This window comes from Arcobacter defluvii (genome assembly GCF_013201725.1).
In the GTDB taxonomy this organism is placed as follows: domain Bacteria; phylum Campylobacterota; class Campylobacteria; order Campylobacterales; family Arcobacteraceae; genus Aliarcobacter; species Aliarcobacter defluvii.
On record NZ_CP053835.1, the window covers coordinates 2,630,713 to 2,648,157 of the forward strand.

At 25.2% G+C, this 17,445-nt stretch carries 17 protein-coding genes; 12 read left to right on the forward strand and 5 right to left on the reverse strand.

Features of this window, described 5'->3' with window-relative positions; translation table 11 throughout:
• Nucleotides 1–346: 346 nt before the first annotated feature.
• Genes ADFLV_RS13140 through ADFLV_RS13150 form a run of 3 tightly spaced genes read right to left on the reverse strand, consistent with a single transcriptional unit; the run spans nucleotide 347 to nucleotide 2,748 of the window.
• Nucleotides 347–976, reverse strand: coding sequence for a type II secretion system protein (locus ADFLV_RS13140; protein ID WP_129010912.1), 630 nt, complete (start codon nucleotides 974–976; stop codon nucleotides 347–349).
• The gene (locus ADFLV_RS13145) at nucleotides 973–2,172 is read right to left on the reverse strand and encodes an ArnT family glycosyltransferase (protein ID WP_129010911.1); all 1,200 of its coding nucleotides are present in this window, start codon (nucleotides 2,170–2,172) and stop codon (nucleotides 973–975) included. Before ADFLV_RS13145 ends, ADFLV_RS13140 begins: the two co-directional genes overlap by 4 nt.
• 6 nt (nucleotides 2,173–2,178) lie before the next feature.
• Nucleotides 2,179–2,748: an anthranilate synthase component II gene (locus tag ADFLV_RS13150; RefSeq protein ID WP_014475200.1), complete on the reverse strand. Its 570-nt coding sequence runs from the start codon at nucleotides 2,746–2,748 to the stop codon at nucleotides 2,179–2,181.
• Between the two features lie 174 nt (nucleotides 2,749–2,922).
• Here ADFLV_RS13150 and ADFLV_RS13155 point away from each other — a divergent pair, with 174 nt between their 5' ends.
• The 4 genes from ADFLV_RS13155 to ADFLV_RS13170 are packed head-to-tail and all read left to right on the forward strand — an operon-like array spanning nucleotide 2,923 to nucleotide 8,750.
• Complete coding sequence (locus ADFLV_RS13155) at nucleotides 2,923–3,930, forward strand: Fe(3+) ABC transporter substrate-binding protein (RefSeq protein ID WP_129010910.1); 1,008 nt, start codon at nucleotides 2,923–2,925, stop codon at nucleotides 3,928–3,930.
• Nucleotides 3,921–5,489, forward strand: coding sequence for an ABC transporter permease (locus tag ADFLV_RS13160; protein ID WP_129010909.1), 1,569 nt, complete (start codon nucleotides 3,921–3,923; stop codon nucleotides 5,487–5,489). Before ADFLV_RS13155 ends, ADFLV_RS13160 begins: the two co-directional genes overlap by 10 nt.
• The gene (locus ADFLV_RS13165) at nucleotides 5,486–6,418 is read left to right on the forward strand and encodes an ABC transporter ATP-binding protein (RefSeq protein WP_129010908.1); all 933 of its coding nucleotides are present in this window, start codon (nucleotides 5,486–5,488) and stop codon (nucleotides 6,416–6,418) included. The genes ADFLV_RS13160 and ADFLV_RS13165 overlap by 4 nt, the downstream gene beginning before the upstream one ends.
• Nucleotides 6,419–6,464: 46 nt before the next feature.
• Nucleotides 6,465–8,750: a diguanylate cyclase gene (locus ADFLV_RS13170; RefSeq protein ID WP_129010907.1), complete on the forward strand. Its 2,286-nt coding sequence runs from the start codon at nucleotides 6,465–6,467 to the stop codon at nucleotides 8,748–8,750.
• Between the two features lie 12 nt (nucleotides 8,751–8,762).
• Here ADFLV_RS13170 and ADFLV_RS13175 read toward each other — a convergent pair whose 3' ends face one another.
• Nucleotides 8,763–10,343: a nitrite/sulfite reductase gene (locus ADFLV_RS13175; protein WP_129010906.1), complete on the reverse strand. Its 1,581-nt coding sequence runs from the start codon at nucleotides 10,341–10,343 to the stop codon at nucleotides 8,763–8,765.
• 387 nt (nucleotides 10,344–10,730) lie between these two features.
• Between ADFLV_RS13175 and ADFLV_RS13180 the strand changes: the two genes are divergently transcribed.
• From ADFLV_RS13180 to ADFLV_RS13215, 8 genes are all read left to right on the forward strand, one after another.
• Entirely contained in the window at nucleotides 10,731–11,816 is a 1,086-nt protein-coding gene (locus ADFLV_RS13180; RefSeq protein ID WP_014475206.1) for a hypothetical protein, read from the forward strand.
• A 42-nt stretch (nucleotides 11,817–11,858) separates the two neighbouring features.
• Nucleotides 11,859–12,089 (forward strand): hypothetical protein, encoded by a 231-nt coding sequence (locus tag ADFLV_RS13185; RefSeq protein WP_014475207.1) that lies wholly within the window; start codon nucleotides 11,859–11,861, stop codon nucleotides 12,087–12,089.
• Nucleotides 12,073–12,477, forward strand: coding sequence for an ester cyclase (locus ADFLV_RS13190; protein WP_041654906.1), 405 nt, complete (start codon nucleotides 12,073–12,075; stop codon nucleotides 12,475–12,477). Before ADFLV_RS13185 ends, ADFLV_RS13190 begins: the two co-directional genes overlap by 17 nt.
• A 24-nt stretch (nucleotides 12,478–12,501) precedes the next feature.
• The gene (locus tag ADFLV_RS13195; protein ID WP_129010905.1) at nucleotides 12,502–13,212 is read left to right on the forward strand and encodes a 2OG-Fe(II) oxygenase; all 711 of its coding nucleotides are present in this window, start codon (nucleotides 12,502–12,504) and stop codon (nucleotides 13,210–13,212) included.
• A 73-nt stretch (nucleotides 13,213–13,285) separates the two neighbouring features.
• Nucleotides 13,286–14,020, forward strand: a complete 735-nt coding sequence (locus ADFLV_RS13200; protein ID WP_129010904.1) for a phytanoyl-CoA dioxygenase family protein — start codon at nucleotides 13,286–13,288, stop codon at nucleotides 14,018–14,020.
• Complete coding sequence (locus ADFLV_RS13205) at nucleotides 14,013–16,124, forward strand: helix-hairpin-helix domain-containing protein (RefSeq protein ID WP_129010903.1); 2,112 nt, start codon at nucleotides 14,013–14,015, stop codon at nucleotides 16,122–16,124. The genes ADFLV_RS13200 and ADFLV_RS13205 overlap by 8 nt, the downstream gene beginning before the upstream one ends.
• A gap of 9 nt (nucleotides 16,125–16,133) precedes the next feature.
• A complete protein-coding gene (locus ADFLV_RS13210) occupies nucleotides 16,134–16,508 on the forward strand; it encodes an FRG domain-containing protein (RefSeq protein ID WP_129010902.1) in 375 nt (124 codons plus the stop codon).
• Nucleotides 16,492–16,818 (forward strand): hypothetical protein, encoded by a 327-nt coding sequence (locus ADFLV_RS13215; RefSeq protein WP_129010901.1) that lies wholly within the window; start codon nucleotides 16,492–16,494, stop codon nucleotides 16,816–16,818. The genes ADFLV_RS13210 and ADFLV_RS13215 overlap by 17 nt, the downstream gene beginning before the upstream one ends.
• Nucleotides 16,819–17,053: 235 nt before the next feature.
• Here ADFLV_RS13215 and ADFLV_RS13220 read toward each other — a convergent pair whose 3' ends face one another.
• Entirely contained in the window at nucleotides 17,054–17,437 is a 384-nt protein-coding gene (locus tag ADFLV_RS13220; protein ID WP_014475213.1) for a RidA family protein, read from the reverse strand.
• Between the last annotated feature and the right edge of the window lie 8 nt (nucleotides 17,438–17,445).

Below are 17,445 nucleotides of genomic sequence, written 5' to 3' on the forward strand. Positions count from 1 at the left end.
AGACAAGCATTTGTTTTACCAAATTCTCTTGTTTTTATATTTTTATTTAACATTTATTCTTATTTTTAATCTAAATAAACATAGATTTTTATAAGAGTCTCATATTCGGTTTATAAAGATTACTTTACAAACGTTTATAATTATTTTTAAAGATCATTCCCTCTCGATTGAAGCGTATCTCTTCTCACTTTTCGTTTGAAGCGTTCCAGTCAAATTGGACGGGAATTATAATAGATTTTTATTAGCTTGTCAATAGTATTTTGTATAAATTTTTATTTTTTTTATAATTTTTAAATTTTCACTATATTTAAATTGTGTTTTAGTACTTTTTTCCATAAATATATCTCTATTTATTATTTATTTTTTCTAAATATCCACTTTTTGGATAAATTTTTATCTCTTTGCTATCATTATTTTTACTAATTAGTTTAATTATACATGGATTTTCAATTTCATATTCATTAAATTCATTTTCAAAAGCTGAAAGTTTTGAAAATATTTTTCCATCATTACCAAAAGATATTTGACCTAAAGACGATGTATTATTACAACTTACATTAACATCTTTTATATCAAATGTTTTTGTTAATAATGTATATTTACTATTTTTATCATTTTCTTCACAATAATTTGAACTATAAATATTTTTATTTGTTAATGGATCTTTTAATGTATCTTCAATACTAGGATGTCCTGTTTTATTTTTATCACTATATATTGTAAAATAGATACCATCTTCTACTTCTCTGCATCTAAAGAATTTTATAGTCCATCTTTTTTTATGCCATAAAGAATCATTTTCATCATATTTGTCATCTAATAATGCTTTTAATCTTGTATATGATAAATAAAGAGTTAATCTATTTGTAATTTCATCAAGTTTATTGATTTTACTTTTGGGGATGAATTGTGTATATAAAAAAGATATTAATGTTAATACTATAATAATTTCTAAAAATGAAAAAGATTTTTTCATTTTATTTTTTTCAAATAAACAACAAAAAGTTCTCTTCCGTAATATTTTATTGTAATTTTCTCATCGTAATTATAAAATTCTTTTGTTGATATATAATATTTATCGCCTTCATGAATATTGTAAAATCTCAATCTTAATAACAATTCATCGTTGTCACTTATTATTCCATCTATATTTCTTTTTTTCAATTCTTCTGATAATTCTTTTACAAAATGATATTGATAAACAAAGTGTTTTGTTGGATTTGGTAGAAACATATATAAAGGTTTATTTACAAAAGTTAATATTACATTTATAGTTAACATTAATATTATTGATATTGCTAAAATATTATATATTTTCCTAAATTCTCTTAGTCTAACTCTATATGAATGTAAAAATGTTTTTATCATTAAAGGAATAGAAATCACAACATAAGGCGCAAAATCCTCAATATAAACTTTTTGTCTAAAAGATATAATAATAGATAATAATAATGCTGTAAATGATATATACCAACTTAAACTCTTTTCATTTTTAATACCTGCTCTATAAATTGCATAAATAAAATATAAAAATAAGATAGGAGAAAAAATTGTTGCATAAACTGCAACGGTATCGACTAAAAATCCTTTTGGTTTTCCATCTGTTGAAAAACCATATATATACATTGAGATAATAAAGAATATTGAAGAAAAATACAATAATTTTTTATCTTTGTTTTTTATTGAGAAGAAAAACAATGCTAAATATAAAATTGCAAATGAATTATCAACAAAAAGGAAAAGAATCAATAATAAATATGATTGTTTATTATATTTCTGAAAGTAATATAAATATAAAAGTGTGCAAAATATAACTATTATGGCACTATTAACTAATAATGATGCACTTAAAACTCCAGGTAATAACATAAAAATGATAATTGATAATAATCTATCTTTTTCATTTTTAAAATAATTATCAGTTATCTTATACATTAAAATTACACTGAAAAAATAAAAAAGTATAAAAGGTAGTCTTAAAGCTATATCATTTTGACCAAAAAAATACATTGATGTATTTGTAATAATTGTTAAAATTGAATTATTTACAAATACATTTAAAGCTTCTTTATAAGAAATACTAAGAGATAAATCTGCTTTTATTAATAAAGTACAAATTAATATAATTAGAAAAGTATAAAAATAGTAGCTATATTTGTAATTAGCAATCATATCAATCTATAATTTTAGAAAATTATCAATGATTTTATATCCATGCTCACTCATTATTGATTCTGGGTGAAATTGCACACCATAAATTTGTTTATCTTTTATTTCTAAAGACATAATTTCATTGTCATCTTCACTATGAGAAGTTACGATTATATCTTTTGGTAAATTTTCTTTTGAAACAATTAAAGAGTGATATCTTGTTTGAGTAAACTCTTTTGGAAGACCATCAAAAATTTTTGTATCTTTATCTACTTTTATTAATGAAGTTTTTCCATGCATCATATTTTTTGCTCTTACAACATCTGCTCCAAAAACTTGTCCTATTGCTTGATGTCCTAAACAAATACCAAATATTGGTTTTTTACCTGCAAAATATTTAATTACTTCTAAACAAACCCCAGCATCATCAGGAGTTGCTGGACCTGGAGAAATTATAATTTTTTCAGGATTTAAAGCTTCAATTTCTTCAATGCTCAATTCATCATTTCTAATAATTTTTAAATTTGCACCTAATTCTAAACAATATTGAACAATATTGTAAGTAAATGAATCATAATTATCAATCATTAATATCATGTTTAATTTATTCCTATTTTTTAGTTAAAGTATTATAACAACAATATAATTTGTTTACGTTAAATTAGAATTTTTTATTTTATGATAATCATTCTTAATATATAAGAATGATTAAAGTTTTAAAACTATATCATTTCAATAATAATTATTAATATAGAAAAAGTGAGTGCAATTATGATAAAAAAATTAGCCTTATGTGCAGTTGTTTTAGCAAGTTCTTTGTTCGCTTCAAATGAAGTAAATGTATATTCTCAAAGACATTATGATTCAGATAAGATAATTTATAAAAAATTTGAAGAAGAAACAGGTATTAAGGTAAATGTAATAACAGCACAAGCTGAAGAGCTTGTTGCAAAACTAGCAATTGAAGGTGCAAATACACCAGCTGATGTTTTAATAACAGCAGATATTGGAAATTTATATCAAGCAAAAAAAAGACATCTTTTACAACCAATCGAATCAAAAGTATTAAACGAAAATATTCCTGAAAATTTAAGAGATCCAGACAATAATTGGTTTGCACTTACAAAAAGAGCAAGAGTTTTTGTTTATAATCCAAAAACAGTAAATCCAGCTGATTTAAGTGATTATTTAAGCCTTGCTGATCCAAAATTTAAAGATAAAGTTGTAACACGTTCTTCAACAAGTGGTTATAATAAATCTTTATTAGCTTCAATTATTGCAAACTATGGAGAAGAAAAAGCTTTAGCTTTTGCAAAAGGTTTAGTTTCAAATATGCCTTATAATCCAAAAGGTGCAGATAAAGATCAAATCATTGCAGTTGGTGCTGGTGATGCTGATATTGCAATTGTAAATACTTATTACTTAGGTGTAATGTTAATAAGTAAAGATAAAAAAGACCAAGAAATTGCAAAAAGTTTAAAAATCTTTTTTCCAGCTCAAGAGACAACAGGAACTCATATGAATATTACAGGTGCTGGTGTTACAAACTTTGCTTCAAACAAAGAAAATGCTATCAAATTTATTGAATATCTAAGTTCAGTAGAAGCACAAGAAGTATTTGCAGAAGCAAATCAAGAATTCCCAGTAAATCCAAATGCAAAAGCCTCACAAATTGTACAATCTTGGGGAGCATTTAAAGAAGATACAATTTCATTAAATGAAGTTGGGAAATATACTAAAAAAGCTGTTGAAATAGCGACGGAAGCAGATTGGAAATAAATAAATTTAAACGATATATTGCTCCATTTATTGGAGTTTGTATCGCTTCACCAATATTAGCTCTTTTATTATATTTTATTTTTAAAAATGAGTTTGACTTTGATTTTTTATTTGGAAAATTAATGAAACAATATATAACTAATACTACAATATTAGTTATTGGAACTTTTTTTTCTGTTTTAGTTATTGGAACAATTACTTCATATTTAAGTGCTAGATTTGAATACTTTGGAAGCAAATTTTTTGCAATCTGTTTTATCTTACCTCTTGCTTATCCTGCATATATTTTAGGTTATACTTATGTAGGTTTTTTTGAATTTCGAGGAATATTATCTGAGATTGTTGGAACTAAAAGTGTTAGACTTGATATATTAAATATGTATGGAGCGATTTTTATCTTTGGAATTGCAATGTTTCCTTATGTATATATTTTAGGGAAAGTATCTTTTGGTTCAATTTCATCAACTGTAACTGAACTTATCTCTTTACACAAAATAAATCCTATAAAAGCTTTTTTCAAAGTATATCTTCCTTTAGCATATCCAGCTATTTTCGCAGGTTGTCTTTTAGCAATCTTAGAAACTTTAAGTGATTATGGAACTGTTTTATATTTTGGAATAGATACTTTTAGTATTGGAATATTTAAAAGTTGGTTTGGATATGGAGATTTTTTACAATCAATAAATGTTGCAATTATGTTATTAATTTTTGTATTTGCAATTTTATGGGTTGAGAGTTTAATAAGAAAAAAATATAGATTTGTAAGTTCTACATTTAGTGGGAAAAAAGCACCAAAAATAAAACTTACTGGAAAATATAATTTTATAGCATTTTTTATATCTTTTGTTATTTCACTAATAACTCTATTTATTCCAACAACAATATTAGTTTATTGGTTTATTCTTGATATTCACACACTTGATTTTGAAACTTTTCAATTTTTATCAAATACTTTAACATTAAATTTTATCTCTTCAATAGTGATTATTCTTTTATCATTTTTTGTTGTTTATATGCTTAGATTTTATCCATCTAAAATTGGTAACTTTACACATAAACTATCAATTTTAGGATATTCAATTCCTGGAGCAATTGTTGGTATTGGATTATTAGTTATAAGTAACTTTATTGATAAAGCTTTAAATCATGTTTTGCTTAGTGGAACTTTTTTACTTTTAGTCTTAGCATATACAACTAGATATTTTGCCTCAAGTATTGGTTCAATAGAAAATGGTTTTAGCAAAATTGATTCAAGTATTGATGATGCTAGTAAAATTTTTGGAAAAAGTGAAATGAGTAATATTATAAAAGTTTATTTACCTCTAATGAAACCTTATATTTTAAGTGGTTTTTTAATTTTATATATAGATATTGCAAAAGAATTACCCGCAACTCTTATTTTAAGACCATTTAATTTTGATACACTTGCAATTCAAATTAGCCACCTTGCAAGTAATGAAATGCTTTATAAAACTGGCTTTCCTTCACTGGTACTTGTTTTAACAACTGCTATTGCAGTTTTGCTTTTAAACTCTAAATTTGTGAGAAGAAAAATATGAATGATATAGTTCAAATAGAAAAATTACAAAAAATATTTTGTAAAGGAAATATTTGTATTGCAAATAATATAAATTTATCAATCCAAGAAGGTGAAATATTCACAATTCTAGGAAAAAGCGGAAGTGGAAAAACTACTTTTTTAAGAATGATTGCTGGACTTGAAACTCCTGATGATGGTGAAATTATTATAGATAATAATACAGTTTTTTCAAAAAATAAAAATTTAGAGCCAAAAGATAGAGAAGTTGCTGTTGTATTTCAAAACTATGCTCTTTTACCACATCTTACAATTGCTTCAAATATTACTTTTGGAAGCAAAGCTTCAAAAAAAGATTTAGATGAAGTTTTAGAAAAAACAAAATTAAAAGGACAAGAAAATAAATTTCCTCACGAATTAAGTGGAGGTCAACAACAAAGAGTTGCGCTAGCTCGTGCAATTATCAATAAACCAAAAATCTTACTTCTAGATGAACCTTTAAGTAATATCGATACAGAATTACGAAGTCATTTAAGAGTTGAATTAAAAGAGATGATTAAAGCTTTTAATATTACAGCTTTATTTATAACTCATGATAAAGAAGATGCCTTTTATTTATCTGATAGAATTGCTATTATGCATGGCGGTAATATTCTACAAGTTGGAACAGCAAAAGAGATTTATCACCATCCAAATGATTTATATTGTGCAAACTTTTTAGGTAAGATGACTCAAATTGGAACTAATTCATATATAAGACCTGAACATATAGAGATTTGTTTGGATGGGGAATTTGAAGCTATTATTAAAGAAATAACTTTTTATGGAAGTTTTTACGAGGTTCTAATTATTTCAAATAAAAAAGAATTATTAGTTCATAGTTTTGATGATAATTTGAAGATAGGACAAAAAATAAAATATAAATTCAATGGTGAAATCCTAAAATTTTAATAATTATAAAATAATAAATTTATTTTTTATATAGTAAAATCATTTTATGATTATTAAAAAATTACTTATTATTTTATTATTGTTTATCTTTAATGCTCAAATTAATGCAAATCAAAATATAACTCTCTATTTAGATTGGTTAAATCAATTCCAATTTGCAGGTTATTATATTGCAAAAGAAAAAGGCTATTATGAGAATATAGGCTTAAATGTTGAAATAAAAGAATCAAATAAAGATATAAATATTTTAGATAAAGTAATTAATAATGAAAATAGCTATGGTATTGGGAAATCATCACTTATACTAGATACATTAAGTGGAAAAGATATTATTTTATTATCTAGTATTTATCAAAGTTCTCCTTTAGTTCTATTAAGTCTAAAAAGTCTTAATATAAAAACTATAAAAGATTTAAAAAATAAAAAAATAATGATTACAAATGATGCAATTGAAGCTACATCAATAAAATCAATGATTACATCTCAAAATCTAAATTTAAATGATATAAAAATTCAAAAACATACTTTTAATATTGAAGATTTAATAAATGGAAAAACTGATGTTATGGCTTGTTATCTTTCAAATGAACCACATATTTTGGAAAAAAGAAATATAGAATATAATATTATTGATCCAAATGAATATAATTTTAATTTTTATGAAGGTATTTTATTTACATCAAAAAAAGAATTATTAAACAATTCAATTAGAGTTCAAGATTTTAATGAAGCCTCTTTAAAAGGATGGAAATATGCTTTTGAAAATATTGAAGAAACAGCAAAAATAATTTTTGAAAAATATAATACTCAAAATAAAAGTTTAGAAGATTTAATATATGAAGGTAAAATTTTAAAAAAACTATCAAAATATAATGAAAGTTTATTAGGAGATATTTCAGCTGAAAAAATAGATGAAATAAAAAAGATTTATACCTTTTTAGGATTAAATAAAGATAATAATAAATTTGATACTAATTCAATTATATTAAATAAAACAAAAATTATTTTGAATAAAGAGAAATTAGATTATTTAAGAAATAATCATTTTACTCTTTTAGTTGAAGATAATAAGATACCTTTTTCTTTTAAATTAACAAATGAATTTAAAGGTATAGAAATTGATTTTTGGGATTTTATTTCTAAAAAATTAAATAAACCTTTTAATTTAGAAGAGACTATCAGCAATAAATTATTTAATATTTTCTCAAATACAATAAAGGCAAGATTTGTTTATAGCTTAAAAAAAATTACAAGTGATAAATATATATTAAGTAATTCTATTGCTCAAATTCCAATAGCCATAGTTACAAAAAATGACAAAAATTATATTAGTGATTTATCAGTATTAGAAAATGTAAAAATTGGAGTATTTGATAGTTTAAAAATAATTCCAATATTAGAAAAAGAATATCCAAATATTAAGTTTGTAAAAATTGATTCTATTGACAATGGTTTTTATAAACTGAAGAACAATGAAATTTTTGGATTTATAGATAATATTTATGCTCTTTCTCATAATATAAATAAAAATAAACTTCATAATTTAAAAATAAACACCACTTTAAATTACTTTTTAAATATGTTTTTACAAGTAGAAAATAAAGATAAAGAATTTGTTGAGTTAGTAAACTATACCATAAGTAAATTGACTAAAAACGAACAAAAATCTATATTAAATAATTATCAACAAATTTTGTATCATGATAGTATTACTTATTTACAAATTTTAAAATTCATACTTCCTTTAGTTCTATTATTATTCATTTTTTTATTCTTCAACCTAAGACTAAAAAAAGAGATTGAGAAAAGAAAAAAAGCTGAAATAGAACTTTTAAAACTTGCAAATAAAGATAGTTTAACAAATATCTATAATAGAAGAAAAATTGAAGAAATTTGTGAACATGAGCTATTAAGAAGTAAACGATACCTTACTCAATTCTCAATAATATTTTTTGATTTAAATGATTTCAAACTAATAAATGATAAATTTGGTCATCATATGGGTGATGTTGTTTTAATAAAAGTCGCTCAAATTATAAATAAACATATAAGACAAACTGATAGTTTTGGAAGATGGGGAGGAGACGAATTTTTGATTGTTTTACCTCAAACAAACAAAGAACAAACAAAAAGTATAATCTTTGGATTAGAAAGAAATTTAAATACTATTGAATTTGAATTTGACAAATCTTTAAAAATTAGCTGTAGCTTTGGATTTACAGAATATGAAAAAGATGATACATTAGATTCATTACTCAAAAAAGCAGATGAATCAATGTATATAGCAAAAGCTAATTATAAAAAACTAAAAAAGAATCAATCAAAAGATTAATTCTTTTTATTATTATTCTTCAATTGCTCCAACTGGCTCTAGTGCTGCTAAATAATCTTTAAATCTTGTCTGACCTAAATTATCTGCTTTGTAATCATTTATAAGTTTTTCAACATAATCAACAACACCTGTAGCTGGAACTTTTACTCCAATTTTTCTTGAAAGTCTACTTTTACTTGTTCCTTCTAAATTTCCACCTAAAAGAACTTCATAACCTTCAACTCTTTCACCTTCATGTCTTATCATTCCACCAACAAATCCAATATCAGAAATTTGTGGTTGAGAACAACCATTTCCACATCCTGAAAATGAAATAGTTACATCTTCAATAAATTCTGGGAATCTATTTTCAAGTTCAACAACAACTTTTTTTGCAAACTCTTTTGTTTCAGTAATACCAAATTTACAGAACTCTTTCCCTGTACAAGATTGTAATCTTGCTCTAAAAGGAGTTGGTTGATATGGATATCCTAAAGCTATAAATTCATCTGCTAAAGCTTGAACTACCTCATCTTTAACACCATAAACTACAAAATTCTGAGTTGCAGTTAAAGCTAATCCTTCAGCATTATATTTTTCACAAATTTCATACATTTTAGCAAAATCAGTTCCCGGAACTCTTCCTGAATTAGTTGCAAAACCAACATAAGAATATCCCTTTTGTTTTGATTTATTAATTCCAAAATGATTTCTATTTTCAAATGAAGCAATTTTTGGTTCAACTAAACCTTCTTGTAATTTGTATCCAATTACTTTTTCAATTTCATCAACGAATTTTTCAATTCCCCAATCATTTAATAAATGTCTAACCCTTGCTTTATTTCTATTATCTCTATTTCCATTATCTCTAAAGATTTCTGCACATGCAACTGCTACATCTAAAACTTGTTCTGGTTTTACATATCTTGAAGCTCTTGTAGCAATTTGTTTTGATTTTGATAAACCACCTCCAATTGTTAAATCAAATAAAACTTCACCATTATCTGCTTTAAATCCAGTAAAAGCAACATCTTGGATTTCATGAGCTGCACAATGACATTTACATCCACTAATACCTATTTTATATTTTCTTGGGAAATTGCAAAATCTATCATCATTTTTATCAAAGTAAGTATCTACTTGTTTCACAAGTTCTCTTACATCATAAATCTCACCTTCATCAATTCCACTCACTGGACAAGTCATAATTGGTCTTGGTCCATCACCTGAAGCCATTCTTGACGTTAAACCCACACTTTGTAATAATTCAAAAATTGCTGGCATATCTTTGATTTGAATATAGTGAAATTGAACATTTTGTCTTGTTGTGAAATCTACTAATCCTTGTGCATATTCAAGACCTATTTGTGCCATAACTTTTAGTTGAGCTAAATTCATTTTAGTATCAACTAATTTGATTCTTTTCATAAAATATTTTTTATCTTCTCTGCCATCACTATTTACATGAGGATACATTCCATACCATTTTAATAAACCAATATATTCATCTTTTAAAGGAATGCCTTCTTTTGCTTCTTTATAAATATCATCAATAACTCTTAAAGGATTTCTTGAAGCTTTTAATTGCTCTAATGCAGATAACTCTTTTGCCATAATTTTCTCCTAAAATTTTAAAAATATATAATATCTCAAAATCATTTTATTTTAGAAATTATATCTTAGATTTATAAAAAATAAATTAAATTAATCTTGATTAAATTACTATAGTTATTTTACTTCCATATTTAAATAATAAAATTTATCAAAAATAAAAAAATATTTTATCAATTATTATGCATAGCATGAAATGTACCGTATTAATTTTCAACTAAAAAATCCCATAAAATAAGCTTTTTTAAAAACATTTTTTTCTTTAAGATTTCTTTCAGATTATTTCGTTTTTTTATGGTTTATAATTGCAATATAGAATAAGAATATAATCTTAGATGATTTTGAATCTTACTACGGTCTTATTCTATCTACTTTTTTCAGGAGAATAAATTGGGTGCTTCATTTACAAATGAGCCTAAAAATTTTGTACCTTTTCTTGACTTATTAAAACAATTAATAAGAGTTCCTTCAGTAACTGGAGCAGAACACTCTTTTTTATTATATTTAAAAAGAGAGTTAGAAGAAATTGGTATAAAAACACAATATTATGATGGTCTATTAGTTGCACAAGGCAAAAATCCTACTAAAGGAATGTTAAGTGCACATATTGATAGACATGGTGTAATTTGTACAGGACCAAATGAATTTCAATTTGCAGCATTTCTTGCTAAAAACCGTTCAGATTTAAGAGGAAACTCATTATCAGAACAAACTTATCAATTAATTGCAAAAAGATATATAAATCAACAAGTTCAAGCTTATGAGCCATGGAGTGGTAGCTATCTTGGAATTGGTAAAATTTGTGATGCTTATATGTGTGAAGAGGTTAATAATCTTATTTTTAAAATAGAAGGATTATCTCATTTACAGCCAGGAACACCTATTGCATTTAGTGATAAATTGAAAAGAGATGATGATTTAATATCAGCACAACTTGACAATGTAATTTCAGCAGCAATAATAATTTATTTATATCAAAATGGTTTTCAAGGAACAGCATTTTTTACAGCACAAGAAGAAGCTGGTAAATCTTGGAGATACGTATATGAATGGTTTAAAAAAAATAACGTGACAACAAATGAGTTATTGGTATTAGATACAAGTCCTTATGATACTAGAATTGAAGCAGATGTTCAACAAGTAGTTTTAAGAAATAGAGATGCGAATGCTAGATTTAAATCTCCTATTTTAAAACAACTTAAAAATTTTTGTCATAAAAATGGTATTGATTTTTCTTGTAAAGATATTTTTATACAAGAAAAAAATAAAATAAGAAAAGAAAAAGGTTTACCACTATTAACTTTAGGTAGTACTGAACTTGGAAGAATTGTTATGGAATCACGTGGAAATATCCAAGGTGCAACATTACAAATACCAACTACAGGTTATCACACAGTTGAAGAAACAGCATCAATAAAGTCTGTTAAAACAATTTTATATATATTAAGCAGTTTATATATAGAAAAAAGTGCTTAAATACAAAAATAAAACTATATTAATTTAGAGGAATTTGAAATTATGGATTTAGCTATTATTTATGAATTAAGAGCAAACGATGTAAGCGAAGAGCATATTGAATTAATCATGAGTAGAGTAAAAAATAGATTGACTGAAGAGAATATTGATAAAGAACTTGTAAAGTTAGGTTATCCTAAAATATTCACTGTAGATTATGATGAATATGATAACTATGATTTTGATGACGACTACAGTCCTAGTCACAAGGGAAATTATGAAGAAATTGACTAATAAAGAATTAGTAAAAATATATTATGATGAATTATGGAATAAACAAAATAAAGATTATATTGATATTCTATTTGATGATAATATAACTTTTCACGGATCTTTGGACATTGATGTAAAAGGCAAAAAACAGTTCGAAGAGTATATGGATACTATTTTAACAGGTATTCCAAATCTTTTCCATAGTATTATTACTATGATTTGTGAAGGTGATACTATTGCGGTTAAAGCATTGTATAATGGTAGACATACTGGTAAGTTATTTGACTTTGAGCCAAGTAACAATAAAATCGCTTATAATGGAGCATCTTTTTTCAAATTTAAAGATGGCAAGATTATAGACGTTTGGGTACTTGGTGATTTAAAAACTCTTATCAAGCAACTTTCATAAACTTACGTTTATGAAAGGAAGCATTTGACTCAAATTAGCAATAAAATTTATTGCTCTGATTTTTTAATTTCATTTGATATTGAAACTAAATTATTACCTAATCCTTATTATGATTATCCTTTTTTAATTATTGAAAACTTTCTGGATGGAAATGAGTGTTATGAAATAAATAAAAAAGTAAAAGAAGATGATGATTATCAAAAAGCGCAAATAAAAATACAAAAACTTATTACAAGAGCAAAGATAAATGAAAAAATTAGAAAAACAAATATTTACTCTCTTAATGAAAAATATTTAGAAATTTATACAAAAAGATTTTTGAACTATCAACCAATAATAGAAGAATATTTCAAGTTAGCACTAACAACATCAACAAATATTCAAGTTTTAGAATATATAAAAGATTCTTTTTACGCAATGCATAGTGATGATTCAAGTATGATATATAAAGATAATGAACTTATAGGTTTTGTACCAGTTGCCAAACAAAGAAAAGTTTCGAGTGTACTATTTACAACATCAACTAATAAAGTTGCAAGTGATAATAGTTTTATAGGAGGAGAACTTTTATTTAATTTTTTGTTTGATAAAAATGGTAATGAAATAAAAATAGAACCAAAAGCAGGAATGATGTTGGTCTTTTTAAGTAATCCATATTTTACCCATGAAGTTTTAAAAGTAATAAAAGGGAGAAGAATAAGTCTAGTTCAATGGCATAATGCAATCATAAATTAGAATTAAAGTGCATCAACAAAGAAGAAAGTTAATTTGACTATAATTACAAAAATTTTTAATATTAAGAGAAAAAATGACATTAGATGAAAAGCAATTAAAAGAGTTCCATGAAAATGGTTTTTTAGTTCTTAAAAAATTTGTAAATGAAGTTTTTTGCGATGCAATTTTAGAAAAAGCAAAAGAACATTTACTTAAAAAACAAGCTCCCATCGAGAGTGAACAAGAATATATGAATCTTGATGAAAATAATATTACAGTAAGAAGATTAAGACAAGTTTATGATAGAGAAGAAGTTTTTAGAAGTTGGATGACAAATGAAAAAATCAGACCAATTTTAAAACAAATATTAAATGATACTCCTGTTTTAACTTTAGCCCATCATAATTCAATAATGACGAAATTACCAAAAGAAAGCACTAGAACTTATTGGCATCAAGATAGACGTTATTGGAATTTTGAAAATAATGATTTAGTTTCAGTTTGGCTTGCACTTGGTGATGAAAATCTCAAAAATGGATTATTGGAGTTTATTCCTGCTTCTCATAAAATTACTTTTGAAAAAGAACAATTTGATGAAAAAAGCAATTTTTTAGATAAACATCCTAAAAATATTGAACTTATAAAAACAAGAATTCATACAAATTTAGAAAAAGGGGATGTTGTATTATTTCACTGTAAAACACTTCATCATGCAAATAAAAATACAACAGATACTCCAAAAATATCTTTTGTTTACACAGTTAGAGCTGCTTCAAACAAACCAACAAACAACACAAGAAGTGATTTTAAAGAGGTAATCCTTGACTAATAATTTAATAAACTTACTAGAGCAAAAAACCTCATTTTCTAAAGGTGTAATTCAAAACATATTAAAACTTTTAGAAGATGGATGTACGATTCCTTTTATTGCTCGATATAGAAAAGATTTAACTTCAAATGCAACAGATGAACAACTTCGTGATTTTGAAGAGATTTATAACTACTCATTAAAACTTCTAAATAGAAAAGAAGAAATTATCTCTATTTTAAAAGAGAGAAATTTTTTAGATGAAAAAATCCAAAATCACATAAATAGTGCCACAACTTTACAAATGTTAGAGGATATTTACGCACCTTTTAAAGATAAAAAATCTTCAAGAACCTCAACAGCTATTGAAAATGGACTTGAACCGCTTGCTAATATTATTCAAAGTATGAAATACTCACTTGATGAAATAAATCAAAAAGCAAAACAGTTTTTAAATAAAGAAGTTACAACTATAGAAGATGCAATAAATGGAGCTAGTGATATTATCGCCCAAAGATATGCCGATGATTTTAGAACTAAAGAAGTGATTAGAAATATTGTTTTAAACTATGGAATAATAGAAACCAAAAAAACAAAAACATTTAATGAAAATGGTGTTTATGTAAGTGTTGCAAATATTAGTGAAAAAGTGAAATATATAAAATCACATAGATTTTTAGCAATCAATAGAGCTGTAAATGAAAAAGAGTTAACAATAAAAATCGAAGTTGATGAAAACTATATCTTAGAAAATATAAAAAAATATAAAATTCCAGTAAGTGCCTCAAGCTCAAAAGAGTTAGTTTTTGAAGCCTACAAAGATGGATTAAAAAGATTACTTCTTCCAAGTCTAAAAAGAGAAGCACTGAGTGAACTAAAAGAGAAAGCTTCAAGTGAAGCAATCACACTTTTTGGGAAAAATCTAAAAGAGTTACTTCTTACTCCTCCTCTTGTAAATCAAGTGATTTTAGGAATGGATCCTGGATTCGTAAGTGGTTGTAAATTAGCTGTAATTGATGAAAATGGAAATTATCTAGCTTCAAATGTGATTTATCCAACCAAACCAAAAGAGGATTTTCTAAACTCATCAAAAGTAGTTTTAGAGCTTATCAAAAAATACAAAATCAACTCAATAGCAATAGGAAATGGAACAGCCTCGCAAGAGACAGCAGCATTTATATCAAAATTAATAAATGAAAATAACTTAGATGTAAAATATGCAGTTGTTAGTGAAATAGGAGCAAGTGTTTATTCAGCTTCAAAAATAGCCATGATGGAATATCCAAATCTAGACGTTACAATAAGAGGTGCAATCTCAATAGCCCAAAGACTTCGTGACCCAATGGCTGCTTTAGTAAAAATAGATCCAAAATCACTAGGAATTGGACAATATCAACATGATGTAAATCAAAAAGAGTTAAGTGCTAAACTAGAAAATGTAACTGTGGATTTAGTAAATAAAGTAGGAGTTGATATAAACTCAGCTTCATATAAACTACTTTCATTTATCTCTGGAATCTCAGAAAAACTAGCTCTTAATATAATAGAACATAAAGAAAAAATCAAAAACTTCAAAACAAAAGCAGAACTTCTAAAAGTAAAAGGAATAGGAGCAAAAGCCTATGAACAATCAGTTGGATTTTTAAGAATCAAAGATGGAAAAAGTATCTTAGATAATACAGCTATTCATCCAGAAAACTACGATGTTGTTGAAAAGCTACAAAAAAAATACAAAATAGAAGAGATAAAAGATGATCAAATTGAAGAAATTTCAAAAGAACTAAACTGCCCTATTTTACTTCTAAAAGATATTATTGCAGAACTTTTAAAACCAGGCTACGATGTAAGAAGTGAATTTGACACAGTAGAGTTTTCAAAAGATATAAAAACAATAGAAGACCTAAAAGAAGGATTTATAATAAGTGGAGTTGTGCGAAATATCACAGACTTTGGAGCTTTTGTAGATATAGGCCTAAAAAATGACGGATTAATTCACATCTCACAAATAAGCGAAAAAAGAATCTCTCATCCAATGGATGTACTTAGTATAAATCAACAGTTAAAAAATATCAAAGTTATTAGTATTGATTTGGAGAAACAGAGGGTTGGGTTGAGTTTGAAATAAAGGTAAATTATGTGGAAATTAGAAATAAATACAATTAATAATGTTTCAGAATATTTAGATGTTATTAGAAAAAGAGGTTTTTTATGTTGTTATAGAGGTCAAACACAAGATTGGCCGTTAGTCCCATCATTAGGAAGATTAAAAGATAGAAATTTTTTAGATGGATTACTTGAAATAGAAGAAGAAATTGTTGAAAAATTTACCCAGTATTCTTATCCTTATTTGGAAAATAAATCAATGTCATATTTTGAATACTTAATTCAAGCTCAGCATCATGGTCTTCCAACAAGACTTTTAGATTTTACATCAAATCCATTAATTGCATTATATTTTGCTATTGAAGAAAATATTTCTAATACAGATGGAGTTGTTTGGTGGTATTGATGAAATTGAACAAACTAAAATTCCTTCAATTAATGAAAATGAAATAGTATTTTATGCGCCTACACATATTAATAATAGAATAATAAACCAAAATAGTATTTTTGCTGTGTTCCCAATAAAAAAAAATACAGAGGAAATTGCACCTTTAAAAACTTATAATTTAAGAATTTTTCAGAAAATAATTATTCCTTCTAATATAAAAGAATCCATAAAAGATGAATTAAATTTTTTAGGTATCAACAAAATGTCTATATATCTAGGGATAGAAGGAATAGTTGAAAAAATTAAAGAAGAACTTATATTAAAATAGTTTTTAAAGAATGTGAGCATTTTCAAAATAGCGTAAAGAAAAATTTATATAAATTCGTAAAGAAGTTTGAACTGTTTGAGACGAAGGCATGGAGTCGAATTTTCTCAAAGAGAATGTAAGCACAGCAAATTTTAGAATCTCTATAATTTTTTTAGCTATTTTGAAACTTCGCGAACGCTTTTCTTTTTGCTACTTTTTCTTTATTAAAAAGAAAAAGTAACTTAAGTAAGATTAATTATTTTTTAAAAGCGATTGTATCTACTTCAACTAAAACATTTTTTGGTAATGTTTTAACAGCAACTGTACTTCTAGCAGGTGCAGTTTCACCTTTGAAATATTGACCGTAGATTTCATTGAAAGCTACAAAATTATCCATATCTGATAAATAACAAGTAGTTTTTAAAACATTTTCAAAAGAGCTTCCTGCCTCTTCTAAAACTGCTTTTAGATTTTCCATAACTTGTTTTGTTTGTTCTTGAACTCCACCATTTACTATTTCCATAGTTGTTGGGTCTAGTGCAATTTGTCCTGAAGTGAAAATTAGTTTATCAAATGCTGTTGCTTGATTATATGGTCCAATTGCACTTGGTGCTTTTGATGTTGAAATTATTGTTTTCATTTTTATCC